Here is a 13,003-nt window from a genome sequence, read left to right on the forward strand (position 1 = left end):
ATGTATGTCCGCAAATGTAGTGGTAATAGGCAGCCTGAACATGGACCTGGTCACCCGGGCGCCGCGCTTGCCCCGGGGCGGTGAGACGCTGATCGGTCATTCCTTCGCTACCGTGTCCGGTGGCAAGGGCGCCAATCAGGCCGTAGCTGCCGCGCGACTGGGTGCACAGGTGTCGATGGTCGGCTGTGTCGGCAACGATGACTATGGTGTGCAATTGCGCGACGCGTTGCTGGCCGAGCAGATCGATTGTCAGGCGGTCAGCGTAGTCGAGGATTCCAGTGGTGTGGCGCTGATCGTGGTCGATGACAACAGTCAAAACGCGATTGTCATCGTGGCCGGTGCCAATGGCTCGATGACCCCGGCGGTTATCGACCGGTTTGACGCCGTGCTGCAGGCTGCCGACGTGATCATTTGCCAGCTGGAAATCCCCGATGCCACGGTAGGCCACGCGCTGAAGCGCGGACGTGAACTGGGCAAGACGGTCATCCTTAACCCGGCGCCGGCCAGTCGCCCGCTGCCAGCGGACTGGTTTGCTGCAATCGATTACCTTATTCCCAACGAGAGCGAGGCCGCCGCGCTCAGCGGTTTGCCGGTGGACTCATTGGAGACCGCTGAAAAAGCAGCAGCGCACCTGATGTCACTGGGCGCCGGCAAGGTCATCATCACGCTTGGTGCTCAAGGCTCATTGTTCGCCAACGGCACGGGTTACCAGTATTTTTCTGCCCCCAAAGTGAAGGCTGTCGATACCACCGCCGCCGGGGACACCTTTGTCGGCGGATTTGCGGCTGCGCTGGCGGCCGGCAAAACCGAGGACGAGGCCATTCGTTTCGGGCAAGTCGCTGCAGCCCTGTCGGTCACCCGGGCAGGTGCCCAGCCCTCCATTCCTACCACCTCCGACGTACAGGCATTCAAACCCGCATGAAAAAGACTCCTCTGCTGAATGTCGCCCTGTCGCGGCTGATTGCTTCCCTTGGGCATGGCGACATGGTGGTGATCGGCGACGCTGGTCTGCCGGTGCCTCCGGGTGTCGAACTGATCGATCTGGCGTTGACGCACGGCGTGCCGGATTTCGTCAGCACCCTGAAAGTCGTGCTCAGCGAGATGCAGGTGGAAAGCCACGCACTGGCCAAGGAGATTTTCGACAAGCAACCGGCTGCGCTGCCCACGCTGGACGAGCTGAATGACGAAGGCTCGCTGGGGCGGCGTGACCTGCTCAGTCACGAGCAGTTCAAGGTACTCAGCCGACAGGCACGAGCGATTGTTCGCACGGGCGAATGCCAGCCGTACTGCAACATCGTGCTGGTAGCCGGGGTTACGTTCTAACAGGGTTCGACCCTATTGATTTCATCTGCACAAGGAATGCGCCATGCACCGCTATGCTCAAAAAATGCACCAATTGATTCGGAGTCTGCTGCTTTTGTCCGTGATAACCGCGACCGGCGCCCAGGCGGCGGAAAAGATCGACCTGATCATTGACACCGACCCCGGCGCCGACGACGTGGTCGCCTTGTTGTTTGCTCTGGCCTCCCCGGAGGAGCTGAACATTCGTGCGTTGACCACCGTGGCCGGAAACGTGCGTCTGGACAAGACTTCGCGCAATGCGCGATTGGCCCGTGAGTGGGCAGGGCGGGAAGAGATTCCGGTGTACGCCGGCGCGCCAAAACCGTTGATGCGCACGCCGATCTACGCCGAAAACATCCATGGCAAGGAAGGCCTGTCGGGTGTCACCGTGCACGAACCGAAAAAAGGCCTGGCCGAGGGCAATGCGGTCAACTACCTGATCGACACCCTGAAAAAAGCCAAGCCGCACAGCATCACTATTGCGATGCTCGGCCCGCAGACCAACCTGGCCCTGGCGCTGATCCAGGAGCCGGAGATTGTTCAGGGAATCAAGGAAGTGGTGATCATGGGGGGCGCCCACTTCAATGGCGGCAATATCACGCCAGTGGCCGAGTTCAATCTGTACGCCGACCCGCAAGCCGCGGAAGTGGTGCTCAAAAGCGGCGTGAAACTGACTTACCTGCCGCTGGACGTGACCCACAAGATCCTGACCAGTGACGCGCGCCTGAAGCAGATCGCGGCGCTGAACAACAATGCGAGCAAGATTGTTGGCGATATCCTCAACGAGTACATCAAAGGGGATATGGAGCACTACGGCATTCCGGGTGGCCCGGTGCATGACGCCACTGTCGTGGCTTATCTGCTCAAGCCTGAGCTGTTCACGGGGCGTTCGGTGAATGTGGTGGTCGACAGCCGTGAAGGCCCGACCTTCGGCCAGACCATTGTCGACTGGTATGACGGCCTGAAGGCGCCGAAGAACGCTTTCTGGGTGGAGAGCGGTGACGCCCAGGGCTTCTTCGACCTGCTGACCGAGCGTCTCAAGCGTCTGAAGTAAGCGATACGCCCGCAGGTGCCAGCTTGCGGGCTTTTACTCCCTCTCGGTGTCCGGTGTCCCTTTGAAGTCATCGGGATACTTCTCGAACAGCTGGGCGATGAAGGCTTGTGCGCCTTGCGTCCCCAGTGTCTTTACCAGCAGGTCGATGCTGATCAATGCCAATTCCTCCGGACTACCCGGGCTGTAGGAACTATGCCCTTGTCGCCAAGTGGCCTTAATGTCGGCGGTAATGCTTACGGTGGTCATGGCAAGGCTCGGTCGCGGGATCGGAGTTCTGAGTTAACCACTAAGCCGAGCGTTTGGCACTGCGACTTAGGCATGAGCGCGGGGCTGTGCGACACTTGGTCGTTCCGCAAAAAACAAGGATTGAGCTGTGCAGATCGATTTGAATAGCCCCGACGGCCTGACCCTTGATGCTGTCCGCCGGTTGCTGGCGTCGGCCAGTGATGACGAACATACCCAACTGCGCGTGACCAAGGGCGGTATTGCCTATATCTCTTCGGGTGTCACTGGCGGTCAAGACATCGATGGCCTGCTGTTTCGCTTGGAGACCTGGGCAAAAGGCTCGGGGTATGTGGGAAATGTCGCGGCCAGCGACGAAGTCTGGGTCATGCAGATTTTCAATGCGCTCAAAGACAATTGGCCGAATCCACCTTACGACTACATTGATGTCTATTGAGCGTTATTAATATTCAGTGACGTTTTACGGGGTGAGATTTCAGGCGTTGCTCAGGCACACTCGGCGTTTTTCCGATCGTGGGGCAGGGGGATGGCTCTCACCGTGAAACCAAACGCCTTATTGGCGGTCGCACGATCTCTGCTCAAATTGAAATAAGGAGGCTTCATGCCTTGGAAGTTCGCGTCACTGGGTGCACTGATGGCCGTTGCTGTGTTGGCGGGTTGCAGCACGACCTCCAGTGAGTCGCAGAAGGATCCCGTGACGACTGAGGCCGGCCTTGGTCGTTGTGAGGCGTCAGCAGCGGAGTTCGCTCTCGGCAAGAAAGCTTCGCCGGAGCTGTTGGAGCAGGCACGCAAAAAAGCCGGTGCGCAGAATGCCCGGTTCCTCAAGCCCAATGACATGATTACTTTGGAGTACCGCTCTGATCGCCTCAACCTGAATACCGATCAGAACCTGGTGGTCACCCGCGTCAACTGCGGCTGAGCCTTCGGGCTTTCGTATCGCCCATAAAAAACCCCGTCACATGGACGGGGTTTTTTTAGTGCGCCGGGAAATTACTCTGGGCGAACTTGTGCAGCTTGCATACCCTTTTGGCCTTTCTCAGCCACGAAGGAGACGGTCTGGCCTTCTTTCAGGCTTTTGAAACCGTCAGTTTCGATAGCTTTGAAGTGTACGAACAGGTCGTCACCGCCACCTTGAGGAGTGATGAAGCCGAAGCCTTTTTCATCGTTGAACCATTTAACGGTGCCGGTTTGGCGATTAGACATGGTGTATCTCCAAGAAACATATATTTTCAGTAGTACTGTGCTGCTCAGGCCAACTGGGCACACCGGAGTATCATAGTCGAAATGTTCGCTTTGGTAGCCCCCCGGACGTGCTGTTTGCCAATCAGTCGTGTTTTCTTTACTGCCTGTTTCGGCTGGAGGCCCCGGTTTAAAAGGCTTTTCGCGAAAAGTAAAGACAATAAAAAAACCTGTAAAACCTGCATAAATCGTACGAAAAGGCCTGAATCAGATGCCTTTCAGCGGGGCTGGGGGCAGTGAAAAGGCCTGTTTCATCATTTTTTCGCCGGGACGTTGGCCTTGCATTTGGCAATTTGCCCCAGAGCTTTTTGTTGCAGCTCAGGCGTGGCCTTGTTGTCCATCAATGCCTGAATGTCGCTGGCCGGATAAGACTTGATGGCATCGGCACCGCACGCGCAGTGGGATTTTGCGGCAGCGGCACCGATTTGCGGAGTGGCCGCCTGGGTGCACTGAGCCATGTATTTCTCACGCTCGCCCTTTGGCCAGTCGGCGTGGGCGCTCAGCGGCAGCAGCAAAACGAGGGGGGCGACTGCAGCAAGCAGGGTATTAAGACGCATGCGAGGATGCTCCTTGTGGGTCAATGTCTTGTTATCTGAGGGCTCAAAGGCCGATCAAGTTCAGCACTCTGGCATAAAACAGACGATTTGCCTCTCGGTAAAAACCAGAGTGCATCGGCGACCGTTCATCTGTGCTAGCATGCCTGGCTCGGGCGTTCGCAGGCTCCGGATGACCTTCAGTCCCGGTTGCGGCCGTGCACGAATTTTCTGATTTGAATCCCAGTCACTCTGGTTCGGTTTTCCGGTTGGCCGCAAGGCTCCTGCCGCTGTAAGGCAGGCGTTCGTCATTGAATGGCCTGGATCGGATCTTGTACTGGCTCATCCCAACCCACGTGACCTTTGGTAGGGGTCACCACTAGGAGAGGAGGCGCCATGCCAACTATTACTCTTCCCGACGGCAGTCAACGTTCATTCGATCACCCGGTTTCCGTAGCCGAGGTCGCCGCATCCATCGGTGCAGGTCTGGCCAAGGCCACCCTGGCCGGCAAGGTGAACGGCAAGCTGGTTGACGCTAGCGACATCATCGACAGCGACGCAACGCTGCAAATCATCACGCCAAAGGATGAAGAGGGGCTGGAGATCATTCGCCACTCTTGCGCCCACCTGGTCGGCCATGCGGTCAAGCAGCTGTACCCGACTGCAAAAATGGTCATCGGGCCGGTCATCGACGAAGGTTTCTATTACGATATCGCCTTCGAGCGTCCTTTTACTCCGGACGACATGGCGGCCATCGAACAGCGCATGCAGCAGTTGATCGATACCGAATATGACGTCATCAAGAAAGTCACTCCGCGTGCCGAAGTGATCGAAGTGTTCAAAGCCCGTGGCGAAGACTACAAGCTGCGCCTGGTCGAAGACATGCCGAACGAGCAGGCAATGGGCCTGTACTATCACGAAGAATACGTCGACATGTGCCGCGGTCCGCACGTGCCGAACACTCGCTTCCTGAAATCCTTCAAGCTGACCAAGCTGTCCGGCGCCTACTGGCGCGGTGATGCCAAGAACGAGCAATTGCAGCGCGTATACGGCACCGCATGGGCTGACAAGAAGCAGTTGGCGGCTTACATCCAGCGTATCGAAGAAGCTGAAAAGCGCGATCACCGCAAGATCGGCAAGCGCCTGGGCCTGTTCCACACTCAGGAAGAAGCGCCGGGCATGGTGTTCTGGCACCCGAATGGCTGGACGTTGTACCAGGTACTCGAGCAGTACATGCGCAAGGTGCAGCGCGACAACGGCTATCTTGAAATCAAGACGCCGCAAGTCGTTGATCGTAGCCTGTGGGAAAAGTCCGGGCACTGGGCCAACTACGCCGACAACATGTTCACTACCGAGTCGGAAAGCCGCGACTACGCCATCAAACCGATGAACTGCCCGTGCCACGTGCAGGTGTTCAATCAGGGCCTGAAGAGCTACCGCGAGTTGCCGATGCGCTTGGCCGAATTCGGTGCCTGCCACCGTAACGAGCCATCGGGTGCGCTGCACGGCATCATGCGTGTGCGTGCGTTCACTCAGGACGACGCCCACATTTTCTGCACCGAAGAGCAGATGCAGGCTGAGTCCGCTGCGTTCATCAAGCTGACCATGGATGTTTACCGCGACTTCGGCTTTACCGACGTCGAGATGAAGCTGTCCACTCGTCCGGAAAAGCGCGTTGGTTCCGACGAGCTGTGGGATCGCGCCGAAGCGGCCCTGGCCGCAGCCCTTGATAGCGCTGGTCTGCCGTACGATCTGCAGCCGGGTGAAGGCGCATTCTATGGTCCGAAAATCGAATTCTCGCTGAAAGATTGCCTCGGCCGCGTGTGGCAGTGTGGTACCTTGCAGCTCGATTTCAACCTGCCTGTGCGTCTGGGAGCCGAATACGTCTCCGAAGACAACAGCCGCAAGCATCCGGTGATGTTGCACCGTGCGATCCTCGGTTCGTTCGAGCGTTTCGTCGGGATTCTGATCGAGCACTACGAAGGTGCATTCCCTGCGTGGCTGGCGCCAACCCAGGCAGTGATCATGAATATCACTGATAAACAGGCAGATTTCGTCGCTCAGGTCGAAAAAACTCTCAACGAAAGCGGGTTTCGTGCCAAGTCCGACTTGAGAAATGAAAAGATCGGCTTTAAAATCCGCGAGCATACTTTGCTCAAGGTTCCATATCTCTTGGTTATTGGGGATAAGGAAGTCGAGATGCAGACTGTCGCTGTGCGTACTCGTGAAGGTGCTGACCTGGGCTCGATGCCCGTCGCCCAGTTCGCTGAGTTTCTCGCGCAAGCGGTTTCCCGGCGTGGTCGCCCAGATTCGGAGTAATTATTATTAAGCGTGAAATGAGACAAGATAAACGAGCTGCACCGAAAGCCCCGATCAACGAGAATATCTCGGCACGCGAGGTTCGGTTAATTGGCGCTGATGGCGAGCAGATTGGCATCGTCTCGATTGATGAAGCGCTTCGTATTGCTGAAGAAGCCAAGCTTGATCTGGTAGAAATCTCTGCCGACGCAGTCCCACCGGTTTGCCGGGTGATGGACTACGGCAAATCGATCTTCGAAAAGAAGAAGCAGATTGCTGCGGCGAAGAAGAACCAGAAGCAGATTCAGGTAAAAGAAATCAAGTTTCGTCCAGGGACGGAGGAAGGGGATTACCAGGTAAAACTGCGCAACCTGGTACGTTTCCTGAGTGACGGGGACAGGGCCAAGGTATCCTTGCGATTCCGCGGCCGTGAGATGGCCCACCAGGAGCTGGGGATGGAACTCCTCAAGCGGGTTGAACAAGACCTGCTCGAGTACGGTTCGGTCGAACAGCATCCTAAGATGGAAGGACGCCAGCTGATCATGGTCATCGCCCCGAAAAAGAAGAAGTAATCAACAGGGCACGGCAGGCCTTCTGATTATGTTTATCAACTGAATGCGGAGTATCCGAACATGCCAAAGATGAAAACCAAAAGTGGTGCTGCTAAGCGGTTTCTGAAAACTGCTAACGGTATCAAGCACAAGCACGCTTTCAAGAGCCACATCCTGACCAAAATGTCGACCAAGCGTAAGCGTCAACTGCGCGGTAGCAGCTTGCTGCATCCGTCTGACGTGGCAAAAGTCGAGCGCATGCTGCGCCTTCGTTAATTTTTGGATCAAGAATAGAGGAAGTAACTCATGGCTCGTGTAAAGCGTGGCGTCATTGCCCGTAAACGTCACAAAAAAATTCTGAAACTTGCTAAAGGCTACTACGGCGCACGCTCCCGCGTATTCCGTGTTGCCAAGCAAGCGGTAATCAAGGCAGGCCAATACGCCTACCGTGACCGTCGTCAGAAAAAACGTCAGTTCCGCGCTCTGTGGATCGCTCGTATCAACGCTGGTGCTCGTGTTAACGGTCTGTCTTACAGCCGTTTCATCGCTGGCCTGAAAAAAGCGTCCATCGAGATCGACCGTAAGGTTCTGGCTGATCTGGCAGTGAACGAAAAAGCGGCGTTTGCTGCGATTGTCGAGAAAGCTAAAGCCACCTTGGCTTAAGTACCCCCGACAGTCACCCGGCCTCACCTCTGTGGGGCCAGGTGTTAAACGTCATAAATAGGGGAAGAGCCTTCAAGCTCTTCCCCTATTTTGTATCTGGAGTCTGTACATGGAAAACCTGGATGCGCTGGTCTCTCAAGCACTAGAGGCTGTGCAAAGCGCTGAAGATATCAATGCCCTGGAGCAAATCCGGGTTCAATACCTTGGCAAAAAAGGTGAATTGACTCAGGTGATGAAGACCCTGGGGAATTTGCCGGCAGAAGAGCGTCCGCAGGTCGGCGCCCTGATCAACGTTGCCAAGGAACGTGTCACAGGCGTTCTCAATGCGCGCATGGCTTTGTTTGAGGAAGCCGAACTGGCTGCCAAACTGTCTGCCGAATCCATTGACGTGACCCTGCCGGGCCGCGGTCAGACCTCCGGTGGTCTGCATCCGGTAACCCGGACTCTGGAACGTATCGAACAGTTCTTCACCCATATCGGCTACGGCATCGCCGAAGGCCCTGAGGTCGAAGACGACTATCACAACTTCGAGGCGCTCAACATCCCAGGCCACCACCCGGCCCGGTCGATGCATGACACCTTCTATTTCAACGCCAACATGTTGCTGCGCACCCATACCTCGCCGGTACAGGTCCGCACCATGGAATCGAAAAAACCGCCGATCCGCATCGTCTGTCCAGGTCGTGTGTACCGCAGCGACTCCGATATCACCCACTCGCCGATGTTCCACCAGGTCGAAGGCCTGCTGGTCGATCGCGATATCAACTTCGCCGATCTCAAAGGCACGATTGAAGAGTTCCTGCGGGTGTTCTTCGAGAAAGAACTGGCCGTGCGTTTCCGTCCTTCGTATTTCCCGTTCACCGAGCCTTCCGCCGAAGTCGACATGGAGTGCGTGATGTGCAGCGGTAAAGGCTGCCGCGTCTGCAAGCAGACTGGCTGGCTGGAGGTGATGGGCTGCGGCATGGTTCACCCGAACGTGTTGCGCATGTCCGGGATCGATCCGGAAGAGTTCTCGGGCTTTGCCTTCGGCATGGGCGTTGAGCGTCTGGCCATGCTGCGTTACGGCGTGAACGACTTGCGTCTGTTCTTCGACAACGACTTGCGGTTCCTCGCGCAATTTCGCTAGTCGTAACGAATTCTTAGGAGAGCAGGATGAAATTCAGTGAACAATGGCTGCGTGGCTGGGTCAGCCCGCAGGTAGATCGCGACGCGCTGGTTGCCCGTCTGTCGATGGCCGGTCTTGAGGTCGATAGCGTTACGCCGGCCGCCGGTGTTTTCAGTGGCGTGGTGGTGGGCGAGGTGCTGAGCACCGAGCAGCATCCCGATGCCGACAAATTGCGCGTATGCCAGGTCAGCAATGGCGCGGAAACTTTCCAGGTCGTGTGCGGTGCGCCAAACGTGCGTCCGGGCCTGAAGATTCCGTTCGCGATGATCGGTGCCGAGCTGCCGGGCGACTTCAAGATCAAGAAGGCCAAGCTGCGCGGCGTCGAGTCCAACGGCATGCTGTGCTCGCAAGCCGAACTTCAGATCGGCGAAGGCAATGACGGTCTGATGGAGCTGCCGGCTGATGCGCCGGTGGGCGAAGATTTCCGTGTTTATCTGGACCTGGAAGACGCCAGCATCGAAGTCGATCTGACTCCGAACCGTGGCGACTGCCTGTCTCTGGCCGGTCTGGCTCGTGAAGTCGGCGCGCTGTACGACGCTCCGGTCACTCGCCCGGTGGTGATGACCGTTCCGGCGGTGCACGACGAAGTGCGCTCGGTAGAGGTCCTGGCACCTGCCGCGTGCCCGCGTTATCTGGGTCGTGTCATTCGCAACGTTGACCTGTCCAAGCCGACGCCGCTGTGGATGGTTGAGCGTCTGCGTCGCGCTGAAGTGCGCAGCATCGATGCCGCAGTCGACATCACCAACTACGTAATGCTCGAGCTGGGTCAGCCGCTGCACGCCTTCGATCTCGCCGAAATCAATCGCGGCATCCGGGTGCGCATGGCGGAAGAGGGTGAGAAGCTCGTGCTGCTCGACGGTCAGGAAGTCAGCCTGCGCAGCGATACGCTGGTGATCGCCGACCACACTCGCGCTCTGGCGATTGCCGGCGTGATGGGTGGCGAGCACAGCGGCGTATCCGCGACCACTCGCGACGTGTTCCTTGAGAGTGCGTTCTTCGACCAGATCGCGGTGGCGGGCAAGGCTCGTTCCTACGGTCTGCACACCGACGCTTCGCACCGCTACGAGCGTGGTGTTGACTGGCAACTGGCCCGTGAAGCCATGGAGCGCGCCACTGGCCTGCTGCTGGACATCACCGGTGGCGAAGCCGGCCCGATCATCGAGACCGTCAGCGAGCAGCACTTGCCGTCGATCGCGCCGATCACCCTGCGTGCTCAGCGCATCACCCAGATGCTGGGCATGGAAATGGATTCGGCCGAAGTCGAGCGCCTGCTTAATGCTTTGGGTCTGAAGGTTTCCGCCGACGGAGCAGGGCAGTGGCGCGTAGAAGTGCCGAGCCATCGCTTCGATATCAGCCTGGAAGTCGATCTGATCGAAGAGCTGGCACGTCTGTACGGTTACAACCGCCTGCCGGTTCGTTACCCGCAAGCTCGTCTGGCGCCACTGGCCAAGGCCGAAGCGCGCAGCGATCTGCCGGAACTGCGTCGTCTGCTGGTCGCTCGTGGTTACCAGGAAGCGATCACTTACAGTTTCATCGATCCGAAGCAGTTCGAGTTGTTCAACCCAGGCGTTGAGCCGCTGCTGTTGGCGAACCCGATCTCCAATGACATGGCTGCCATGCGTTCGTCGCTGTGGCCGGGTCTGGTCAAGGCGCTGCAGCACAACCTCAATCGTCAGCAGGATCGTGTCCGTCTGTTCGAGAGCGGTCTGCGCTTTGTCGGTCAGCTGGAAGGTCTGAAGCAAGAGCCGATGATCGCCGGTGTGGTATGCGGCAGCCGTCTGCCGGAAGGCTGGGCGCAAGGTCGCGATACCGTCGACTTCTTCGACGTCAAGGCTGACGTAGAAGCGCTGCTGGGTTTTGCCGGTGCTCTGGATCAGTTCACTTTTGCACCGGGCAAACACCCTGCGCTGCATCCGGGCCAGACTGCACGCATCGAGCGGGAAGGGCGTGAAGTCGGCTTTATCGGCGCGATTCACCCTGAGTTGTCGAAATCCCTGGGTCTCGACCGTCCGGTCTTCGTCTTCGAGCTGGTTCTGGCTGAAGTCGCTACGGGTAAAATGCCGAAATTCCACGAGTTGTCGCGCTTTCCTGAAGTTCGTCGTGACCTGGCACTGATTGCGCACAAAGACGTTGCAGCCTCGGCTGTACTGGACGTAATCCGTGAAAATGCAGGTGAATGGCTGACAGACCTCAGGCTATTTGACGTGTATCAGGGTAAAGGCATTGATCCTGATAGAAAAAGCCTTGCAGTCGGCTTGACCTGGCAGCATCCATCGCGCACTCTTAATGACGATGAGGTGAATTCGACGACGCAAAATATCCTCACCTCGCTCGAACAAAGGTTGAACGCCACGTTAAGGAAGTGACGTATGGGGGCTTTGACGAAAGCTGAGATGGCGGAACGTCTGTATGAAGAGCTGGGCCTGAACAAGCGGGAAGCCAAGGAATTGGTGGAGCTGTTTTTCGAGGAAATCAGGCACGCTCTCGAAGACAACGAGCAGGTCAAATTGTCGGGTTTCGGCAATTTCGACCTTCGGGACAAACGCCAGCGGCCTGGCCGCAACCCGAAAACGGGGGAAGAAATCCCGATCACGGCTCGCCGTGTGGTCACCTTTCGTCCAGGGCAGAAGTTGAAGGCCCGAGTTGAGGCTTATGCTGGAACCAAGTCATAACGACGAACTACCCGTCATCCCGGGCAAACGCTACTTCACCATTGGTGAAGTCAGCGAGCTGTGTGCGGTAAAGCCACACGTGCTGCGCTATTGGGAGCAGGAGTTTCCTCAGCTCAACCCCGTCAAACGCCGCGGAAACCGCCGGTATTATCAGCGCCAGGACGTGCTGATGATCCGGCAGATCCGCGCGCTCCTTTACGACCAGGGGTTCACCATCGGCGGCGCGCGCCTGCGTCTGTCCGGCGATGAAGCCAAAGACGACACCACCCAATACAAGCAAATGATCCGCCAGATGATCGCCGAGCTCGAAGACGTTCTGGTGGTTCTCAAGAAATAATTTCCTGCTTTTAAATACTTCCAGTTTTCAAAAGCTTGCGATATATTCTTGAGCGTTCTTCGAGATGGAGAACGAGTTTCACGCCTAGTCGGGGCGTAGCGCAGTCCGGTAGCGCACTAGCATGGGGTGCTAGGGGTCGAGTGTTCGAATCACTCCGTCCCGACCATATTTTTCAATGACTTAGCCCAATCTGAAAAGGTTGGGCTTTTTCATGTCTAAAAAATACTCCCACATTTACTCCCACGAATATCTTGGATCTCTGTAGATATGCCACTTGAGAGGCGTTCGACTCTCGTTTCCCCGGGCAACTCGTATCAGTGCAAGAGTCAGAAGGCGCGAGGACGCTTGTTAAAGGGTTGCCGATTTGGAGATCGGTTGCGGTTGATGCTGAGTCGACGGACTCAAGTATGGCAGTGGCTAGTATTCAGTACGCCTCCTTATACGGGCGAGCACCCCGTCTATGGCAAATCTTTGGTCGTTCGGAAGACGATATGGAGATGAGTGAATATCCTAAATGGGGGCGGTGTGAGGCTGGAGCGTGTCGAGCTTACTCAGCGGTGCCTGTGAATTTACCTCACCGATAAAAAAGATCGGTCTAGGGCAGTAAAGAAGACAAACTGGCGCTATCATGATGGCAAAGTGTCATTGTTCTATTTGAGCATAGTCAGGTACGACGATTGACGATCCATAGCCAATACGCGTGCGCAATAGATGGCAGCTTGCGTGTACATATCCCCCGTTCGGCTTTATGTGCTAACGCTTAAGCACCACCTGTTGGATCAGTTAGGAGGTTTTTCCCATTTGCTCCTTGAAGTGTTCGATACGATGCCCTCTAGTAGGATCGAATGGATGCTGGAACTTATAGGGCAACCTAATCTAGGTTCGATAAACCACTACACGCCAGCGA

16 protein-coding genes and 1 tRNA gene are annotated in these 13,003 nt (G+C 56.8%); 14 read left to right on the top strand and 3 right to left on the bottom strand.

Going from position 1 to position 13,003, the window contains the following annotated elements; genetic code table 11:
* Nucleotides 1-4: 4 nt before the first annotated feature.
* The 3 genes from rbsK to PDR5_RS09795 are packed head-to-tail and all read left to right on the top strand — an operon-like array spanning nt 5 to nt 2,395.
* Nucleotides 5-922 carry a ribokinase gene (gene rbsK / locus PDR5_RS09785; protein WP_064594875.1) on the top strand — a complete coding sequence of 306 codons (918 nt, stop codon included), beginning with the start codon at nt 5-7 and terminating at the stop codon, nt 920-922.
* Nucleotides 919-1,323 carry a D-ribose pyranase gene (rbsD, locus tag PDR5_RS09790; RefSeq protein WP_064594877.1) on the top strand — a complete coding sequence of 135 codons (405 nt, stop codon included), beginning with the start codon at nt 919-921 and terminating at the stop codon, nt 1,321-1,323. The genes rbsK and rbsD overlap by 4 nt, the downstream gene beginning before the upstream one ends.
* 43 nt (nt 1,324-1,366) lie before the next feature.
* Nucleotides 1,367-2,395 carry a nucleoside hydrolase gene (locus tag PDR5_RS09795; RefSeq protein WP_064594879.1) on the top strand — a complete coding sequence of 343 codons (1,029 nt, stop codon included), beginning with the start codon at nt 1,367-1,369 and terminating at the stop codon, nt 2,393-2,395.
* A 33-nt stretch (nt 2,396-2,428) separates the two neighbouring features.
* Here the strand turns inward: PDR5_RS09795 and PDR5_RS09800 are convergent, their stop codons facing one another.
* Nucleotides 2,429-2,641, bottom strand: a complete 213-nt coding sequence (locus PDR5_RS09800) for a hypothetical protein (protein ID WP_064594881.1) — start codon at nt 2,639-2,641, stop codon at nt 2,429-2,431.
* Between the two features lie 127 nt (nt 2,642-2,768).
* Between PDR5_RS09800 and PDR5_RS09805 the strand changes: the two genes are divergently transcribed.
* On the top strand, nt 2,769-3,074 hold the full coding sequence (locus PDR5_RS09805; RefSeq protein ID WP_064594883.1) for a hypothetical protein: 306 nt from the start codon (nt 2,769-2,771) through the stop codon (nt 3,072-3,074).
* Nucleotides 3,075-3,239: 165 nt separating this feature from the next.
* Nucleotides 3,240-3,557 carry an I78 family peptidase inhibitor gene (locus PDR5_RS09810; protein WP_064594885.1) on the top strand — a complete coding sequence of 106 codons (318 nt, stop codon included), beginning with the start codon at nt 3,240-3,242 and terminating at the stop codon, nt 3,555-3,557.
* Nucleotides 3,558-3,628: 71 nt separating this feature from the next.
* Here PDR5_RS09810 and PDR5_RS09815 read toward each other — a convergent pair whose 3' ends face one another.
* Together PDR5_RS09815 and PDR5_RS09820 are read right to left on the bottom strand one after the other, a co-directional pair.
* Nucleotides 3,629-3,841, bottom strand: a complete 213-nt coding sequence (locus PDR5_RS09815) for a cold-shock protein (RefSeq protein ID WP_007956027.1) — start codon at nt 3,839-3,841, stop codon at nt 3,629-3,631.
* 290 nt (nt 3,842-4,131) lie between these two features.
* Nucleotides 4,132-4,434 carry a hypothetical protein gene (locus tag PDR5_RS09820; RefSeq protein WP_064594887.1) on the bottom strand — a complete coding sequence of 101 codons (303 nt, stop codon included), beginning with the start codon at nt 4,432-4,434 and terminating at the stop codon, nt 4,132-4,134.
* Nucleotides 4,435-4,806: 372 nt separating this feature from the next.
* Here PDR5_RS09820 and thrS point away from each other — a divergent pair, with 372 nt between their 5' ends.
* From thrS to PDR5_RS09865, 9 genes are all read left to right on the top strand, one after another.
* Nucleotides 4,807-6,729 carry a threonine--tRNA ligase gene (gene thrS / locus PDR5_RS09825; RefSeq protein WP_039771550.1) on the top strand — a complete coding sequence of 641 codons (1,923 nt, stop codon included), beginning with the start codon at nt 4,807-4,809 and terminating at the stop codon, nt 6,727-6,729.
* Entirely contained in the window at nt 6,729-7,280 is a 552-nt protein-coding gene (infC, locus tag PDR5_RS09830; protein ID WP_169432615.1) for a translation initiation factor IF-3, read from the top strand. Before thrS ends, infC begins: the two co-directional genes overlap by 1 nt.
* Before the next feature lie 60 nt (nt 7,281-7,340).
* Entirely contained in the window at nt 7,341-7,535 is a 195-nt protein-coding gene (rpmI, locus tag PDR5_RS09835) for a 50S ribosomal protein L35 (protein ID WP_002553160.1), read from the top strand.
* 30 nt (nt 7,536-7,565) lie between these two features.
* A complete protein-coding gene (gene rplT, locus PDR5_RS09840) occupies nt 7,566-7,922 on the top strand; it encodes a 50S ribosomal protein L20 (protein WP_002553161.1) in 357 nt (118 codons plus the stop codon).
* A 109-nt stretch (nt 7,923-8,031) separates the two neighbouring features.
* On the top strand, nt 8,032-9,048 hold the full coding sequence (pheS, locus tag PDR5_RS09845; protein ID WP_011333387.1) for a phenylalanine--tRNA ligase subunit alpha: 1,017 nt from the start codon (nt 8,032-8,034) through the stop codon (nt 9,046-9,048).
* A 26-nt stretch (nt 9,049-9,074) separates the two neighbouring features.
* Nucleotides 9,075-11,453, top strand: a complete 2,379-nt coding sequence (gene pheT, locus PDR5_RS09850) for a phenylalanine--tRNA ligase subunit beta (RefSeq protein ID WP_064594890.1) — start codon at nt 9,075-9,077, stop codon at nt 11,451-11,453.
* Between the two features lie 3 nt (nt 11,454-11,456).
* Entirely contained in the window at nt 11,457-11,759 is a 303-nt protein-coding gene (ihfA, locus tag PDR5_RS09855; RefSeq protein ID WP_002553164.1) for an integration host factor subunit alpha, read from the top strand.
* Complete coding sequence (locus tag PDR5_RS09860) at nt 11,740-12,096, top strand: MerR family transcriptional regulator (RefSeq protein ID WP_003179985.1); 357 nt, start codon at nt 11,740-11,742, stop codon at nt 12,094-12,096. Before ihfA ends, PDR5_RS09860 begins: the two co-directional genes overlap by 20 nt.
* An 89-nt stretch (nt 12,097-12,185) precedes the next feature.
* A tRNA-Pro gene (locus tag PDR5_RS09865) sits at nt 12,186-12,262 on the top strand.
* The last annotated feature ends 741 nt before the right edge of the window (nt 12,263-13,003 follow it).

The sequence above is a fragment of the Pseudomonas sp. DR 5-09 genome (assembly GCF_001655595.1).
GTDB classification, from domain to species: domain Bacteria; phylum Pseudomonadota; class Gammaproteobacteria; order Pseudomonadales; family Pseudomonadaceae; genus Aquipseudomonas; species Aquipseudomonas pharyngis.